General features: G+C 68.4%; 15 protein-coding genes. 13 read left to right on the top strand and 2 right to left on the bottom strand.

Features of this window, described 5'->3' with window-relative positions; all coding sequences use genetic code 11:
* Positions 1 to 11 precede the first annotated feature (11 nt).
* From BM150_RS15175 to BM150_RS15200, 6 genes are all read left to right on the top strand, one after another.
* Positions 12 to 203 carry a bacteriophage holin gene (locus tag BM150_RS15175; protein ID WP_092927925.1) on the top strand — a complete coding sequence of 64 codons (192 nt, stop codon included), beginning with the start codon at positions 12 to 14 and terminating at the stop codon, positions 201 to 203.
* Between the two features lie 78 nt (positions 204 to 281).
* Positions 282 to 587, top strand: a complete 306-nt coding sequence (tatA, locus tag BM150_RS15180; RefSeq protein ID WP_092927926.1) for a Sec-independent protein translocase subunit TatA — start codon at positions 282 to 284, stop codon at positions 585 to 587.
* A 100-nt stretch (positions 588 to 687) separates the two neighbouring features.
* Complete coding sequence (gene tatC, locus BM150_RS15185; protein ID WP_175496844.1) at positions 688 to 1,557, top strand: twin-arginine translocase subunit TatC; 870 nt, start codon at positions 688 to 690, stop codon at positions 1,555 to 1,557.
* Positions 1,558 to 1,628: 71 nt separating this feature from the next.
* On the top strand, positions 1,629 to 4,427 hold the full coding sequence (locus BM150_RS15190; protein ID WP_175496845.1) for a DEAD/DEAH box helicase: 2,799 nt from the start codon (positions 1,629 to 1,631) through the stop codon (positions 4,425 to 4,427).
* Positions 4,428 to 4,594: 167 nt separating this feature from the next.
* Complete coding sequence (locus BM150_RS15195) at positions 4,595 to 5,110, top strand: DUF4333 domain-containing protein (protein WP_175496846.1); 516 nt, start codon at positions 4,595 to 4,597, stop codon at positions 5,108 to 5,110.
* 115 nt (positions 5,111 to 5,225) lie between these two features.
* On the top strand, positions 5,226 to 6,440 hold the full coding sequence (locus BM150_RS15200; RefSeq protein ID WP_092927928.1) for a GNAT family N-acetyltransferase: 1,215 nt from the start codon (positions 5,226 to 5,228) through the stop codon (positions 6,438 to 6,440).
* Positions 6,441 to 6,492: 52 nt separating this feature from the next.
* Here BM150_RS15200 and BM150_RS15205 read toward each other — a convergent pair whose 3' ends face one another.
* Positions 6,493 to 7,485, bottom strand: coding sequence for a 5'-3' exonuclease H3TH domain-containing protein (locus BM150_RS15205; protein ID WP_092928054.1), 993 nt, complete (start codon positions 7,483 to 7,485; stop codon positions 6,493 to 6,495).
* 116 nt (positions 7,486 to 7,601) lie between these two features.
* Here BM150_RS15205 and BM150_RS15210 point away from each other — a divergent pair, with 116 nt between their 5' ends.
* From BM150_RS15210 to BM150_RS15230, 5 genes are all read left to right on the top strand, one after another.
* Positions 7,602 to 8,168, top strand: coding sequence for an ArsR/SmtB family transcription factor (locus BM150_RS15210; RefSeq protein ID WP_092927929.1), 567 nt, complete (start codon positions 7,602 to 7,604; stop codon positions 8,166 to 8,168).
* Positions 8,165 to 9,478: an MFS transporter gene (locus BM150_RS15215; RefSeq protein ID WP_092927930.1), complete on the top strand. Its 1,314-nt coding sequence runs from the start codon at positions 8,165 to 8,167 to the stop codon at positions 9,476 to 9,478. The genes BM150_RS15210 and BM150_RS15215 overlap by 4 nt, the downstream gene beginning before the upstream one ends.
* 198 nt (positions 9,479 to 9,676) lie before the next feature.
* Positions 9,677 to 10,831, top strand: coding sequence for a M24 family metallopeptidase (locus BM150_RS15220; RefSeq protein WP_092927931.1), 1,155 nt, complete (start codon positions 9,677 to 9,679; stop codon positions 10,829 to 10,831).
* Positions 10,828 to 11,301 (top strand): Lrp/AsnC family transcriptional regulator, encoded by a 474-nt coding sequence (locus BM150_RS15225; RefSeq protein WP_092927932.1) that lies wholly within the window; start codon positions 10,828 to 10,830, stop codon positions 11,299 to 11,301. Before BM150_RS15220 ends, BM150_RS15225 begins: the two co-directional genes overlap by 4 nt.
* Before the next feature lie 334 nt (positions 11,302 to 11,635).
* On the top strand, positions 11,636 to 12,340 hold the full coding sequence (locus BM150_RS15230; protein ID WP_175496847.1) for a class I SAM-dependent DNA methyltransferase: 705 nt from the start codon (positions 11,636 to 11,638) through the stop codon (positions 12,338 to 12,340).
* On the opposite strand, the gene BM150_RS15235 is transcribed toward BM150_RS15230, so the two are convergent.
* On the bottom strand, positions 12,327 to 13,436 hold the full coding sequence (locus BM150_RS15235; protein WP_092927933.1) for a GDSL-type esterase/lipase family protein: 1,110 nt from the start codon (positions 13,434 to 13,436) through the stop codon (positions 12,327 to 12,329). The genes BM150_RS15230 and BM150_RS15235 overlap by 14 nt on opposite strands.
* Before the next feature lie 208 nt (positions 13,437 to 13,644).
* On the opposite strand from BM150_RS15235, the gene BM150_RS15240 reads away from it, so the two are divergent.
* Both BM150_RS15240 and BM150_RS15245 read left to right on the top strand, forming a co-directional pair.
* A complete protein-coding gene (locus BM150_RS15240) occupies positions 13,645 to 14,256 on the top strand; it encodes an FxsA family protein (RefSeq protein WP_092927934.1) in 612 nt (203 codons plus the stop codon).
* 199 nt (positions 14,257 to 14,455) lie between these two features.
* Positions 14,456 to 16,072 (top strand): amidohydrolase, encoded by a 1,617-nt coding sequence (locus BM150_RS15245; RefSeq protein WP_092928056.1) that lies wholly within the window; start codon positions 14,456 to 14,458, stop codon positions 16,070 to 16,072.
* Positions 16,073 to 16,219: the final 147 nt, after the last annotated feature.

Consider the following 16,219-nt stretch of genomic DNA (forward strand, 5'->3'; position numbering starts at 1 on the left):
ACGGTGTCACCGTGCCGTACGCGTTGATGGTGGGACTTGTGCTGGTGGCCCTGATCGCCCTGAGCCCCGTGGTGCTGACCACGCTCCGCTCGGTTCGCCGCGCGCGGTCCGCATACAGCCGGGTGTCCGGTGAGCTGTCCGACCGGATCGGTCTGCTGCGGGCACGCGGTGCCGGAATCGGAATCGCCCTGAAGCGTCATTGATCCGATCGAACCTGTCGAAACCGGCCTCGTGCGGCGTAATATCCCCGTTGCAGCAGGCTTGAGAAGAGGTGTACAAGCATGAGTTTCCCCGGTGGTTGGGAGCTGGTCCTCATCGTCGGTGTGTTGGTGTTGCTCTTCGGAGCCGCCAAACTGCCGCAGCTGGCCAGGTCGCTCGGTCAGTCCGCACGGGTCTTCAAGGCGGAGACGCGTGGTATGAAGCAGGACGAGCAGGCCGCCTCCTCCCAAGACGATTCCGAACGGAGCGAGCCGCAACAGCTCACCACGGGTGAGCAGCACTCGACCGGGTTCACGGCGACCAGCGCGGAGCGGTTGAACGGCGAACGGCCGGCCGAGGACAAGCACCGCAACGACGCCACGAACTGACGCGGGGGCTGTGACGGTGGAAGGCAGTCGGCTTCGCCGCCTCAACCCGTTCGGACGTGATCGCACCAAGTACAGTCGCCGCCGGAACCCCGACGGCACCATGACACTGGTCGATCACCTCTACGAACTGCGCTACCGGTTCGGGGTGGCCCTGCTGGCGGTGATCAGCGGCGGGATCTTCGGTTTCTGGTGGTTCTCCCACCAACTGTTCGGGCTACCGAGTCTCGGTGACTTCGTGACCGGCCCTTACTGCTCGTTGCCCTCCGACATGCGGCTGAGTCCGAACGACAAGTGCCAGCTCATGCAGACCCGTCCCTTCGAGGTCTTCATGATCCAGCTCAAGGTCGGCCTGTCGCTGGGTGCGGTGTTGCTGAGCCCGATCTGGTTGTACCAGTTCTGGGCGTTCATCGCGCCCGGGCTGCATGCCAGGGAGCGCAAGTTCGCCAGGGTTTTCGTGGGCATCGGCAGTCTGCTTTTCGTGGCGGGTGCCGCGCTGGCCTACTTCGTCGCCCCGAAGGGGCTCGCCTTCATGTCGGGCTTCGGCGGCGGCTCGTTCTTCACCGCGCTGACCGGCGGGGAGTACATCAACTTCGTGCTGCTGATGTTGTTGTTCTTCGGCATCAGCTTCGAACTGCCGCTGGTCATGGTGATGCTGAACCGGGCCGGTGTCGTGAGCTACGCCAAGCTGCGCAGTTGGTGGCGTGGCAGCGTGTTCGCGTTGTTCGTCTTCGCCGCCATCGCCACGCCGGGGCAGGATCCGCTGTCCATGCTGGTGCTGGCCGCTGCCCTGTGCATGCTGTACGGACTGGCCCTGCTGATCTGCCGGGCCCACGACAACTCCAAGGCGCGCAAGCAGGCCTCGGCGCAGCAGGTCGATCCCGATCAACCGTCCGAGCTGGATACCCGGCCCTCCGAGGTCGACGTCGGTGGTCCGGCCAGATCCGGTGTCGAGGAGGACGACGCGACCTGACCGCTCCCCCGGGCGGCCTCGGTGTCAGCATGGTGGACACGTTCACGGCCGAGATATGAAAGTCTGGGAGAGTGGCTGACAGCCGTATTGAAACCACGGAGACGAGCGCCGGGCCCGTTGATCCCGCGGGTGCGTACGCCGCGCACCAGGCGCGCAGTGCGCATCCGAGACTGCGGGCCTTCACGATCGACCTGTCCTTCGAGCTGGATCCGTTCCAGCGGACCGCTTGCCAGGCGCTCGAGGACGGGCACGGGGTGCTCGTCTGTGCGCCCACCGGCGCGGGCAAGACCGTTGTCGGGGAGTTCGCCGTCAACCTCGCCCTCGCCGGTGGGCGCAAATGCTTCTACACCACGCCGATCAAGGCGCTTTCCAACCAGAAGTACACCGACCTGTGCGAGCGTTACGGCACGGGTTCGGTCGGGCTGCTGACGGGCGACACCTCGATCAACGGCAACGCCCAGGTGGTCGTGATGACCACCGAGGTGCTGCGCAACATGCTCTACGCGGGTTCCAGCAGCCTGGACGCGCTCGGCTACGTCGTCATGGACGAGGTGCACTACCTCGCCGACCGTTTCCGGGGTGCGGTCTGGGAGGAAGTGATTCTGCACCTGCCGCAGCAGGTGCAGGTCGCCAGCCTCTCAGCCACGGTGAGCAACGCCGAGGAGTTCGGCGAGTGGCTGGTGGAGGTGCGCGGCGACACCACGGTGGTCGTCGACGAGCACCGACCTGTCCCGTTGTGGCAGCACATGCTGGTGGGCAACCGCATGTTCGACCTGTTCGGCGGCGAGGACGAGAACCGCGAACTCAAGATCAATCCCAACCTGCTGCGGCACACCCGTGAACTGGGGCGTACCAGGGAGCCACCCGGCAAGGTGCGTCGTGGCCGGGACGGTAAGCGGCGCGTGCAGAATCGGGGTGGGAAGTTCTTCCAGCCCTCGCGGGTGGACGTGCTCAGCCAGCTCGACGAGGCCGAGCTGCTGCCCGTGATCGTGTTCATCTTCAGCCGCGCCGGGTGCGACGCCGCCGTCGACCAGTGCGTTCGGTCCGGCCTGCGGCTGACCAGCGAGGAGGAGCTGGACGAGATTCGCGCGGTGATCGACGAGTACACCAGTACCCTGCCCGAGAGCGATCTGGACGTGCTCGGGTACTGGGAGTGGCGGGAGGCCCTCGAACGGGGCGTCGCCGCCCACCACGCGGGACTGCTCCCCGCGTTCAAGGAAACCGTCGAGGAACTGTTCGTCCGAGGTCTGGTCAAGGCGGTGTTCGCCACCGAGACACTGGCGCTGGGCATCAACATGCCCGCCCGCACCGTGGTGCTGGAGCGGCTGGTGAAGTTCAACGGGGAGTCGCACGTCGATCTGACTCCCGGCGAGTACACCCAGCTCACCGGGCGTGCCGGGCGTCGGGGTATCGACGTGGACGGGCACGCCGTGGTGATCTGGCAGTCGGGTATGGATCCCGAGCAGGTGGCGGGACTGGCCTCCACGCGCACCTATCCGCTGCGTTCCTCGTTCCGGCCCGGGTACAACATGGCCGTCAACCTGGTCGGACGCCTCGGTACCGAGTCGGCCCGGGAACTGCTGGAGCAGTCGTTCGCCCAGTTCCAGGCGGATCGTTCCGTGGTGGGGCAGTCCAGACGGGTCGAACGCAACACGGCCGCTCTCGACGGCTATGCCGAAGCCATGCACTGCGACCAGGGTGATTTCGCCGAGTACTTCGATCTGCGGCGCCGTATCTCCGATCGGGAGAAGGAACTCGCGAAGCAGAACAAGGCCGCCAAGCGTGCCGAGGCGGCCGAGTCGCTCGAGAAGTTGCGCAAGGGCGACGTGATCACGATTCCGTCCGGCAAGCGCTCCGGGCTGGCCGTGGTGGTGGATCCGGGGCTGGATCCGATGGGCGAGGCACGACCGCTGGTGGTCACGGAGGACCGTTGGGCAGGAAGGGTCTCGGTCGCCGACTTCACCAATCCCGTCGAGCCCCAGGACAGGATCAGGCTGCCCAAGTACGTCGACGTCCGCTCGCCCAAGTCGCGGCGCCAGCTCGCGAACACGCTGCGGGACAGCGGTCTCGCGCCTGCGGGCAAGCGTCGTGGCGGCAAGGGGTCCTCGGCCGGTGACGACCGGGAACTGGCCAGCCTGCGCCGGGCGATGCGGTCGCATCCCTGCCACGGCTGCGACGAGCGCGAGAACCACGCCAGGTGGGCGGAGCGCCACGAGCGACTGCGCCGCGAGACCGAACAGATCAGGAACAAGGTGGCCGCCACGACGAACTCGTTGGTGCGTTCCTTCGACCGGATCACCGCGTTGCTCGGGGAGCGTCACTACCTGGATCCGCACAGTCCGAACGACCCGGTCACCGATCACGGCAAGCGGCTGGCGCGGCTCTACAGCGAGTCGGACCTGCTGCTCGCCGAGTGCCTGCGCGTGGGTAAGTGGCGTGCGCTGCAACCGGCACAGCTCGCCGCGGTGGTCTCGTCGCTGGTCTACGAGTCCAGAGGTGACGCGCCGCTGGTTCCGGAGGTCCCGCCGGGGGCGGTGTCCGAAGCCGTTTCGGCGACCTGGGAACTCTGGGCGGAGCTGGAGGACGACGAGCGCAGGCACAAGCTGGACCGCACCCGGGAACCCGACGCGGGATTCGCCTGGCCGGTGTACCGCTGGGCCAGAGGGGACTCGCTGGAGAAGGTGCTGACCGCGTCCGCCTCCGCGGGGCACGAACTCTCCGCGGGGGACTTCGTGCGCTGGTGCAGGCAGGTGATCGACCTGCTGGACCAGATCCGCGAGGTTCTCGGCCGGGAGGACCCGGTCGGTTCGGCCGCGAGCAAGGCGATCAACGGGATTCGACGGGGCGTGGTGGCCGCGGGCTCCGTGTGACCTGCCGCGAGGAACCGCGACCGGGGGCCTGCGGTCGGTGAACCGCGGTCTCCCGGAGCGGGCCGCTCCGGGACGAGCCCACCCCGATCAGTCTTCTTCGGTTGTGGTTGGATCGGATCCCGACGTCGGCCGAGCCGATGCGAGTCGACCTCCGTCGAAAGGCGCAAATGAGCAACCCCTACGGCTCGTCGCCGCACAGGCAGCCGGACGAACGGCATCGCTACGGGTTGTCCGGTTCACCCGGCGTCGGTTCCGAGCAGTGGGCTGCATCCCCGGCGAGGTCCTTCGGCGGGGACCTGCGGGGTTCTCCGGGAGACCGCTCGGGCAGTGGGGGCGGCGGTACCGGTGCCGCTGCGGGGCGGCGTCGACGTCGCGCGTGGCCCTGGTTACTCGGCTCCGTGATTCTGCTGCCCGCGCTGGTGGTGGCCGTACTGGGATTCGTCACCCCCGGCTGGTTCCACCGCACCGTGCTGGAGGCCGATTCGGTGCAGCAGGGGGTGCGCCAGATCGCGCGGGACTCCTACGGCGTGGACGGCATCGAGTCGGTCACCTGCCCGGAGGGGGAGCCGGTGCGCGCCGGACACAGTTTCACCTGCGAGATGCGGGTCGGCGGCGTCAGCAAGAACGTTCGGGTCGTGATCCGGGACGAGAAGGGGACCTACGCGGTCGGCAGACCCGACTGATTGTTCCCGCACGTCCCCGCTCGTTCGAGTGCGTGCTCCTCGAACAGGCATGCGGTACTCCGTGAGCCTTCTCAAATCATTCGACCGGGCGGAGCATCGGCGGCATCATGAAGGCGTGATCGAGCACGATGTCAGGCTGTTGGCGGAATCCGAGTATCGCGCCGCTCATGACCTCTTCCGAGCCGCGCTGCACATGCCCGCCGCGAGCGATGCCGCTTGGCGGCGGATGGCGCCCCCGTACGAGGTCGGCCGCGTCTGGGGGGATCACCTCGACGGTGAGCTGGCCGGAACCGCGATAGCGTTCCCCGCTTCGGTGGTGCTGCCGGGTGGGGCCGAGTTGTCCGCCGCGGCCGTGACGGCCGTCGGTGTGCGAGCGGACCGGACCCGGCGGGGTGTGCTGACCCAGCTGATGCGTGCCCAGCTGCACGAGGCGTGGCAACTCGGTGAGCCGTTCGCGATGTTGCACGCCTCGGAGACGGCCATCTACGGGCGCTTCGGTTACGGGATCGCCACCAGGGCACGCACGGTTCGCCTGGAGAAGACCGCCGCGAAGCTGCGTGACAGTGCTCCCGGCGGTGGCGACGTGCGGCTGGTCGACTCCGAAACGGCCGGTCGACTACTCCCCGAGATCTACCGGAACCTGCCCGCCGGGCCGGGGGCGATCGCTCGTCCGTGGGCCTGGTGGCGGACCCAGTTGTGGCGGGACGGTATGAGTGAGGAACACGCCTCGACGGCTGTGCACCGCGATCCGGCGGGCAACGACGACGGGTTCGTTTGCTGGACGACGCACAGCAACGACTACAGGTTCGGTGACGGACGCACCACGCTACGGGTGCTGGACATGCGGGCGGCCGACTCGGCCGCTGCCTGTGAGCTGTGGCGGTTCCTGCTCGGCATCGATCTGGTGGACGAGGTGGTGGCGATCGAACGACCGCTCGACGAGCCGTTGGAGTGGTGGTTGACCGACAGCAGACAGTGCCGGGTACGAGACGTCTACGACGATCTGTGGGTTCGCCCGGTGGACGTCGACGCCGCGCTGCGGGCACGTGACTACGCCGGATCCGGCGCCGTGGTGCTCGAGGTGCACGACGCCACGCTGCCGCACAACGAGGGCCGGTATCTGGTCGGTCCCGAAGAGGTCGAACGCGGTACCCGCGAAGCGCAGCTGAGTCTTGACGTCGCCCAGCTGGCGCCGCTGCTGTTCGGCGAGGTCGAGCCCTCCACCCTCGCGGACGCGAATCTGCTCACCGTGCACGATCCCGCAGCGCTGCCGGTGGCCGACGCGCTGTTCGCGACGCGAGGGCACGCCTGGTGCGGCACGCGCTTCTGATCGAAGTTTTCCGGTCGGTTCGTCGGGTCGGCTCGGTCCCGCGGGGTGGGACTCACCCCCGCAACGCGTCGAGCAGCCGGTCCACGGTGCTGCCGAGCCCCCATTCCTGTTGCAGTCCGCGAACCCGATCGAGGTCGACGGCCGTAGCGAGTCCAGCGCTGGAGGGGCTCGTACCCCGGGGCAGGGCGTCGGAGGGCAGGCTGTGGGTCACCGGGGCTTCGGACACGGTGTTGACCACCGTCGGTGCGGCGTCGAGGTAGTCCGCGGCCTCCGACAGCTTCTCCCGATTGCGTTTCGTCAATCCCTGGTCCCCGGCATCGACCGCCGCGCGCAGTTCGGTCAGCGAGCCGAACCGCGTGATCAGTTTGGCCGCCGTCTTCTCCCCGATCCCGGCCACGCCGGGCAACCCGTCCGAGGGATCTCCGCGCAGCATCGCCATCTCGGCGTAGGCTCGTCCCGCGTTCTCGGTGGGCAGCTCGTACCGCGCTGCCAGCTCGACCGGACCGTAGTCCTGCGCCTTGGCCAGTCCGCCACCGATGTAGACGACCCGACAGGTGGTGGGGGACTCCCGCACGAGCTGGAACAGATCGCGGTCGCCCGTGATCACCTCGATCGGATCGGTGTCCTCCCGCGCCACCAGCGTCGCGATCACGTCGTCGGCCTCGTGGCCCTCGGCCTCGGCGGTGTCGATGCCCAGCGCGGCGAGCAGGTCCAGAATCACCGGAACCTGCGGTTCCAGCGTGTCGGGAACCGCTTCCTCCGATGCGTCCGTCCCCGCCGTCCCGTCCGCCGTTGTTCCGGTTTCCGGGGCGGGTTCGGCCACCCGGTGTGCCTTGTACGAGGGCAGCGCGCGCACCCGGAAGTCGGGGCGCCAGTCGTTGTCCAGACACGCCACGATCCGGCCAGGCGTGCGCTCGGTGAGCAGTTTCGCGAGCATGTCGCAGAATCCGCGTACCGCGTTCACCGGAGTTCCGTCCGGAGCGGTCAGCGACTCCGGCAGCGCGTAGTAGGAACGGAACCAGATTCCGGCCGAGTCGAGCAGCATCACCGATGACTTCACGGCGCCCAGCTTGTCACGTTTCCGGTGCGGCACGCCGTCCGGCACGGTCAAACCACCAAGAAAACTTGGCAGAGTTTTCTTGGTGATTTACGGTGTGCCGGGTGACCGAAGGACACAGCTACGAGCTCGACGCGGCCGGACTGCGGGCGCTGGCTCACCCGCTGCGCATCCGCATCCTCGGCGAGCTGCGTGCCGAGGGCCCCGCGACGGCCACCCAGCTGGCCGAGCGCTTCGAGCAGCGCTCGGGAACCACCAGCTGGCACCTGCGACAGCTCGCCGAACACGGCTTCGTCGAACAGGACACCGAACGCGGTAATCGCAGGGAACGCTGGTGGCGGGCCACGCACGCCGAAACCGCGTTTCACCCCGAGAGGTTCAGTACCGACGCCGAACTCGGTCCCGCCCTGAGCACCCTGCTGCACGAGGTGGCCGCCAACCACCACCGCGAACTCACCGGGTTCCTGGCGAGCCTGCCCGAGTGGTCCGAGGAGTGGATCCAGGCCTCGGAACTGTCGGACTGGCAGCTCTCCCTCTCGCGGGACGAACTGGCCGAGCTCACCGCCGAAGTCGGTCGACTCGTGGAACGCTACCGCCGCGACCCCGCGGCGGGTGACGAACCGGTGATGGTGCAGCTGCGCGCCTTCCCGCGGGGGGAGCGGCGGGGGTGAACCGCTTACGGTTACTGGTGCTGTGGTTGTCGACCGGCACCGTCAGCGCCGCCAGCGCGGCCGGATTCGTGGCGATCCCGTGGTTCGTGCTCATGACGACCGGAAGCGCCGCGAACGTGGGCGTGGTCACCGCGGCCGAGCTCGTGGGGATGCTGCTCGCCACCGCGCTCAGCGGCCCGCTGATCGACCGCGTCGGGCCGGCACGGACCGCGCCGCTGGCCGATCTGGCCGCCGCGCTGTGCATCGGCGCGATTCCGCTGGCAGAAGCCACCACCGGTCTCACGCTCTGGTCGTTGATGTCGCTGGCAGGTGCGTTCGGAGCGTTCCGCGAACCCGGCCAGACCGCTCGCCGGGTGGCTGTCCCGGAACTGGTCGGCAACGCCGGGGTGGCGATGGAACGCGGGGCGGGAGGGATGGACGCCGCACTGCGGGCGGGGCACCTCTCGGGGGCGCCGCTGGCGGGTGGAGCGCTCGCGCTGTTCGATCCGCCGGGTGTGCTGTGGATCGCCACCGCTGTGATGGGGATGTCCGCGCTGCTGGTCGCCTACGCCGCGCGCGGAGTGAGCACATCGGAATCAGAGGGGACGGACACATCCGAGGGATTCGCGCGCCGATTCGCCGCCGGGATCGGTTATCTCCGTCGCGACCGGCTGATCACCTGGATCGTGGTACTGCTGTTGCTGACGAACACCCTCGACCTGGCGTTGACGGGAGTGCTGCTCCCGACCTACTCGGCGCGGATACTGCACGACTCGCTGGCGCTCGGGGTGCTGGTCGGCGCGTTGGGCGGCGCCGCGCTCACGGGGAACCTGCTGTTCACCTGGCTCGGCGCACGGGTGCGACGTCGGAGGATGCTGTTCACGTTCGCGTTCGCGCTGGGACCGATCCCGCCCCACCTCGCGATGGCCGCGGGGGCCGGATTCGCGGTGCTTTTCTGCGTGGTGGTCGGGTGCGGACTGGTCGCCGGAATGATCAACCCGATCCTGGCCGCCGTGAGCTACGAGCGCATCCCGGCCGAGCTGCGCGGACGCGTGCTGAGCCTGACGACCCTCGTGGCGCAGGGCGGTACCCCGCTCGGCGTGTTGTTCGGTGGCCTGGCGGTGGAGGGACTCGGGCTGCGTACCACCCTGACCTGCACGGCCCTGCTCTATCTGGTCGCGTTGGCGATACCGCTCCTCGGTGGTGGTTGGCGGGAGATGAACCGTCCTCGAACTCGGTCGACGGTCGAGGATGTGGTCGGGGGAAGTACACCGCACGGCGGACAGGAGTTGGTGGATTCGTCATCTCCGGGTTGTGGTCGGCAGGCCTAGAACCGGGGATGGTGAGAGTGTCGGTTCCGGAGCGCTTCTCTCCCTCCCGTTGTGCGCTCCGGAACCGTCACGCCTTTCTCGTGTCGTCGCAGACCTGGCGCCCGTGGTACGAGTCGCCGGGAGTTTCCGCGTCGGTGCGGTTTTCTCGGCACCCCGGCCAGCTGACCTCCACGTGACCGGGGCACTTAGAGTTGGGCCATGTCCACCGTTGCAACGAAGCAGGACCCCACAGTGCTCTCGGCGCGGCTACAGCACGCGGCCGAGAAGGCCGCAGGCGCGGACATCGACGCGCTGCTGATCTCGCCCGGATCCGACCTCGGTTACCTCATCGGGGTGAACGGTGAGTCCTTCGAACGCCTCAGCTGCCTGGTGCTACCCGCTGCGGGCAGCACGGCTTCGCCCGTGCTGGTCGTTCCCAAACTCGAGGAACTCGGTTACTCCGAGGTGCCCGCGCGGGAACTCGGGCTGGAGATCGTCACCTGGGTGGACGGTCAGGATCCGCACGGCATCGTCGCGGATCTGCTGCGTCGTGACGGTGCCACCCCTTCCCGGGTGGGTGTGGCGGACGTGATGCCCGCCCTGCACACCCTGCCGCTGCGCACCGCCCTGCCGGAGACCGAGCAGGTGCTGGCCAACCCGGTGCTGCGCGCCCTGCGGATGCGCAAGGATCCCGCCGAGATCGGCGCCCTGCGCGAGGCCGGTGCCGCCATCGACCGGGTACACGCCCGGATGGGCGAGTTCCTGCGAGTCGGTCGCACCGAGGCCGAGGTGGGCGCCGACATCAGCAGGGCGATCCTCGAGGAGGGGCACGCCGAGGCGGAGTTCGTGATCGTCGGTTCCGGCCCGAACGGGGCGAGCCCGCACCACGCGCTTTCCGACCGGGTGATCCGGGAGGGCGACGTGGTCGTGGTGGATATCGGTGGCCCCATGCCCAGCGGCTACAACTCGGACTGCACCCGCACCTATTCGCTGGGCGAGCCGAGGGACTCCGACGTGCGTGACACCTACGAGGTGCTGCACGCCGCGCAGCGGGCCGCTGTGGAGCGGGTGCGACCCGGAGCCACGCCCGCCGAGGTCGACGCCGCCGCCAGGGAACCGATCGCCGCTGCCGGCTTCGGTGACTACTTCGTGCACCGCACCGGGCACGGCATCGGTCTGGACGTGCACGAGGAGCCCTACATCATGGGGGGCAACGAGATCGCGCTCGAACCGGGAATGGCGTTCAGCATCGAGCCGGGCATCTACCAACAGGGACACTGGGGTGCCAGGATCGAGGACATCGTCGTGGTCACCGAGCACGGCGTCGAGAGCGTGAACAACCAGCCGCACGAGTTGGTGGTGCTGCCGACGTGACAGACCGGAATGCCGCGCAGAGTTCCGAACTCGAGGCGACCGATCGGGCCATTCTCCGTGAACTGCTCAGGGACGGGCGGTGCAGTTTCACCGACCTCGGCGAACGGGTCGGGCTCAGTGTCTCGGCGGTGCACCAACGTGTCCGGAGGCTGGAACAACGCGGAGCGCTGCGCGGCTACACGGCCAGGGTGGACGGCGAGCAGATCGGGCTGCCGCTGACGGCGTTCATCTCGCTCACCCCGATCGACCCGGCGGCTCCGGACGACTATCCACAGCGGTTGGAGCATCTGTCGGAGATCGAGTCCTGCTTCTCGGTGGCCGGTGACGAATCCTACATCCTGCAGGTTCGGGTGGCTTCGCCGCTGGCGCTGGAGGATCTGCTGCGGCAGATCCGCGAGTCGGCGAAGGTCTCCACCCGGACCACCGTGGTCCTGTCCACCCCCTTCGAGAATCGCGCCCCGGAACTTTGATCGAAATTCTTCTCGGCTTTCGGGGGCCTCGCTTGGCGGAACCTCTCGTGCGGCTCTCGCTCCGGGAGGCCCGACATCGGGTAGCGACCTACACAACGTCGGGCCTTCCTCGCGAGAGCCGCACGAGAGAACCCGCGGCGGTGCCGACTGCCAGGGTGGTGGGGGTTCGGCCTGCGAGGGTGCTCGGAATGCTGCCTGCGGGAGGGTTGGGGTCGGCGCTAGTGGTGCCGAAGAGCTAACGGAATTCGCGTTCGGGTGAGTACAAGTGCGACACGCCGTTCTCCGGCGTGTCGCACGGTAGGAAGATCGCCGGAAATTCCACTACCGTAATCGGGTGGCGCGCAATACGATCTACGATCAGTTCGCGGAAGCCTACGCCCTGCACTCCGAACACAGCCCGGCCAACGCCTACTACGACCGTCCGGCCGTACTGGACCTCGCCGGCGACGTAGCCGGCAAGCGAGTGCTCGAACTCGGATGTGCCGCCGGTGTGCTCTCCGAGCAGCTCGTCGAACGTGGTGCCGCGGTGTTCGGAGTGGACCGCGAGCCCAGGATGGTCGAACTCGCCCGTCGCAGACTCGACGGTCGCGCCGAGTTCGACGTGGCGGATCTGTCCGAACCACTCGATCTCGTCACCGATTCCAGCACCGACCTGGTGGTGGCCTCCCTGGTGCTGCACTACCTGGCGGACTGGGAACCGTTGTTGACCGAACTCAACCGCTGCCTGGTGGCCGATGGCGAGCTGGTGTTCTCGGTACATCATCCCGCCGCCGACTGGCAGTGGTTCGGACGTCCCGACTACCTGCGTACCGAACTGGTCACCGAGACGTGGCCGGTGGGCGGGCAGGAGGTTTCGGTGTCCTTCTACCGCAGACCCCTCTCGGCGGTGTTCGACCAACTGCACCGCTCCGGCTTCGTGGTCGACACCATCGGTGAACCGCGTCCGCTGCCCGAGCTCAACGAACTCTCCCCGGACGCGTACGTGGAACTGAGCAGTAAGCCCGTGTTCCTGTTCGTCAAGGCCTTCAAGGTGGGGTGACGGTGGCCGAACTCTCCCCTTGGGGCGGTTCGGCGCTGTTTCCGTCGAGCGGAGCCACGCGCAGGGATCCGTCGCCGGTGGTGACGCACTCGGCCTGTTGCCTACCGGACGGCAGGAAGTCCTCGAGGCAACCCGCTATGCGCTCGTATCCGGCCGCGTTGGGGTGAAACGACTCCTGCATCGCGTGCGAGGCGCGTTCGTCGTGCTCCAGATCCCGCCAGTCGACGGCGAGGCGGCGGAACCATTCCGTGTCCGCCGATTCGCTCGGTGCGGTACAGGCCTCGTGCCCGTACCCGGCGCGCGCGAGATCGAGGAACCGCACGTCCTGTTGCTCGGCCACCTCGCGCAGTCCCTCCGAGAGCTGGGGGACGGCGGTGTCGCGGACCCAACGCACGTCGACGGTGCGTAACGGACAGCCGGACAGTCCTCGCAGATCCGGGCGAATGCCCGGCGCGACCGGGGAGGCGTAGGACTGCAGCACCAGCGAGTAGCTGTCCCGCGAGTAGCCGGCGCGGCGCATGACGTTTTTGATGTCGGCCAGTGCGTCGGCGACCTTGGGCCGCATCTCCGCCACGCGGTCGGGCCACTCGTTTTGCAGCCGCCGCGAGCAGCCGCCCGAACTCTTGGTGAACCACGCGCGGACACAGGAGTTCAGCACACCCACGAAATTGGGCTCGTTGTTCGCACCGACAGCCACCACGATGTCGGTGATGCGGTATCGCTCGGCTAGCCGTGCGAGCTGGCCCGCCTGCGAGGGCCTACCGCCGTCCGAGGCGGAGTCGAGGCCGACGGTACCCGCTTTCGCGCCGGAACAGGCCAGGTTGAAGCGTTTCACATCGGCCGGCAGCCGCAGTTGGTGCACCATGGCTTCGGAGGAGCGGTGACACCAGTTGCCGTCGCGCCCGTCGGTACCGGGGAGGTAGTCGCCCGCACCCTCGCCGGAGATCGTGCTGTCGCCCATGGTGACCACCGCACGGGGCAGCTCCGGCTCCGGCGGTTGTGGCACCTGCACCGGTCTGTCGCTGACGAGCAGTACCAGTGCGAACACGCTTCCGACCAGGAACAGGGTGATCAGTTTGGCTGTGCGTGTTCGCATCACCTCCGAAGTCTATGGCCCCGTGGGTGGTGGGTGGCACGGTGCCCGACCCGAGTTCGGGTAACGTTTCGGACACCACCGTCTCGAGTCGTCGCCGGCCGGTTCCGGAGGTGGGGCGGCGTGGGACGAACCGGGCCTCGGGAGTAATTCGGTTTGCTCGCGCGTTGTTGTCTGCAGAAGGTTCTGTTAGCGGAGGTGCCAGCGCGACGTGCCGATACTGATCCTGCTGCTCGTCGGGTTCGCCGTCGAGGTCAGCGTACTTGTTCTGGTCGGTCAGCTCATCGGGGTTTTCCCCACTATCGGGTTACTGCTCGCCGGTGCGCTGATCGGATCCTGGCTGCTGCGCCGCGAGGGGCGCAGGACGCTGCGCGAGTTCTCCGAAGCGGCCCGATCGCGCCGACCTCCCGAGCGGGAGATCTCGGACGGCGTGCTCGTGAGTGGCAGCGGGTTCCTGATCATGATCCCCGGCCTGATCAGCGATCTGTTCGGTCTGCTGTTGCTGCTGCCTCCGGTCCGTGCGGTACTGCGAACCCGGATGCGGCGCAGCGCCGAACGCAGGCAGCGGTTGATGCGGGAACGCATGGCCGGTTTCGGTCCTGCCGGTTTCGGCTCCGCGGCGTTCGGCCCGGACGCGTTCACCGCTCCCGGCTTCGGAACCGGTCGTGGGCAGTCGACCGGTACCGGTGACGAGGACGTGATCGACGGCGAGGTCATATCCGTCTCGGAGGACGACGATCACGAGCGGTACGATCACGGTTCCAATCCGCTCCGCCGGGGTGGAACTGACGAGGAAGACGGCCAGGACCGGCGACAGTCCTGAGTGGGTCGGCTGTGGTCGGGCGAGTACAAGCAGCGGGTTAAGCTACTCGGGGGCGACCGCGACCGACGGCCACGAGCCGTGACGGTAGTGCCGCACAGCGGTACGGCCGGATACGCGACTCGGAACACGCCGAGTGACGGTCGGGCGGTTCGCGCAGGTTGCACACGCGAGGGTGAACTACAGGGGCCAGGTCCGATACATGTCCGACACCACGCTCTTGCTCGGCGGGCGAATCCATTCGCCGGGCAATCCGGACGCCACCGCGATGGCCGTCAAGGACGGCACCATCGCCTGGGTTGGTACCGACACGGTTGGCCGTGCGTTGCATCCGGACGCCGACATCGTCGAGCTGGACGGCGCGTTCGTGGCGCCCGCCTTCGTGGATTCGCACGTGCACGCGACCTCGAGTGGTCTGTTGCTCAACGGACTCGACCTCACGGGGTGCGCCTCGCTGACCGAGTTCCTGCACGCGCTGCGGGACTACGTGGCCGAGCACCCCGGCAGGCTCGTCTGGGGGCACGGCTGGGACGAGAGCTGGTGGCCCGAACAGCGTCCTCCCACCAGGGTCGAGGTGGACGAGGCCGCCCGCGGGGCTCCGGTCTACCTGTCCCGCATCGACGTGCACTCGGCGCTCGTCTCCAGCGCGCTGCTCGACCGGGCGCCGCTGGCGAAGGGCGCCGAGGGCTGGGACGAGCAGGGACCACTCACACGCGTCGCACACCACCACGCCCGCAGCGCCGCGCGGGAATCGCTCAGCCCGCTGCAGCGCAGGGAGGCCCAGGCCGCTTTCCTGCGTCACGCGGCCTCGCAGGGCATAGCCAGTGTTCACGAATGCGCGGGACCGGACATCTCGGGTGCCGACGACCTCGCGGATCTGATGATGCTCTCCAGGCAGGGTGGGGTTCCCGAGGTCGTCGGCTACTGGGGGGAGCTGGGGGCGCTGGAGACCGGGCGAGAGCTCGGGGCCAAAGGGCTCGGGGGCGATCTGTTCGTGGACGGTGCGCTGGGGTCGCGCACCGCGGCGCTGCGGGAGCCCTACACCGACTCGCCCACCACATCGGGAGTGCTCTACCTCGATGCCGACGCCATCGCCGAGCACCTCGTGGACTGCACCCGCAACGGTGTGCAGGCCGGTTTCCACGTCATCGGCGATGCCGGGGTCGCCGAGGTGGGTGAGGGGTTCCGACGTGCCGCCCGAGTGGTCGGCACCCCGGAACTGGCGGGCAGCCGGCATCGACTGGAACACCTGGAGATGATCGACGGTGAGCTCGCCGGCGAATTGGCGGGCTACGGGGTGGTGGCCTCGGTACAGCCCTGCTTCGACTCCTCGTGGGGCGGCACCTCGCGGATGTACGCCAGCAGGCTCGGCCCGCGGCGGGGTGCGAGGTTGAACCCGTTCTCCGAGCTGGCCTCCAGTGGGCTGGTGCTCGCGTTCGGTTCCGACGCGCCGGTCACCCCCCTCGGCCCGTGGGAGGCGATCCGAGCCGCCGTGCACCACCGGACCGAGGGCTTCGGCATCTCCCCGCGGGCCGCGTTCAACGCGCACACCAGGGGCGGTTGGCGAGCCGCGGGAGTCGACGACGGCGTGACCGGAACCCTTGTTCCGGGAGCCACGGCCACCTACGCGGTGTGGAACGTCGACGAGTTCGTCTCACCGGTGCAGGACTCGCGCGTACGCCGCTGGTCGACCGATTCCCGTTCCGGCGTTCCCGACCTGCCGGACGTGTCCCCCGAGGCGAGACTGCCGCGTTGCCTGCGCACCGTGCTGCGCGGTGAAACCATTCACCAGCGCGATCCCGGGGACGAGGACCAGTGAGCCGTCGGGATCACCGGCCGGGCAGGACCGGAGCCGGGGAGCCCGCCGCCCTGTCGCCGTGAGCGTCGCCACCACCACGCGTGCTAGGGGGCGTGTACCGGCGGAGTAGATTCGCCCCCGTGTGCCGCCGATGGCGGTGGCCGAATT

The organism is Actinopolyspora alba (assembly GCF_900112765.1).
Classification (GTDB): Bacteria; Actinomycetota; Actinomycetes; order Mycobacteriales; family Pseudonocardiaceae; genus Actinopolyspora; species Actinopolyspora alba.

What these genes read in the sequence shown, in the direction of transcription:
- tatA (WP_092927926.1), top strand. Translation starts at nt 282, where the DNA reads ATGAGTTTCCCCGGTGGTTGGGAGCTGGTCCTCATCGTCGGTGTGTTG.
- BM150_RS15245 (WP_092928056.1), top strand. Translation starts at nt 14,456, where the DNA reads ATGTCCGACACCACGCTCTTGCTCGGCGGGCGAATCCATTCGCCGGGC.
- BM150_RS15220 (WP_092927931.1), top strand. Translation starts at nt 9,677, where the DNA reads ATGTCCACCGTTGCAACGAAGCAGGACCCCACAGTGCTCTCGGCGCGG.
- tatC (WP_175496844.1), top strand. Translation starts at nt 688, where the DNA reads ATGACACTGGTCGATCACCTCTACGAACTGCGCTACCGGTTCGGGGTG.
- BM150_RS15205 (WP_092928054.1), bottom strand. Translation starts at nt 7,485, where the DNA reads ATGCTGCTCGACTCGGCCGGAATCTGGTTCCGTTCCTACTACGCGCTG.
- BM150_RS15195 (WP_175496846.1), top strand. Translation starts at nt 4,595, where the DNA reads ATGAGCAACCCCTACGGCTCGTCGCCGCACAGGCAGCCGGACGAACGG.
- BM150_RS15235 (WP_092927933.1), bottom strand. Translation starts at nt 13,436, where the DNA reads ATGCGAACACGCACAGCCAAACTGATCACCCTGTTCCTGGTCGGAAGC.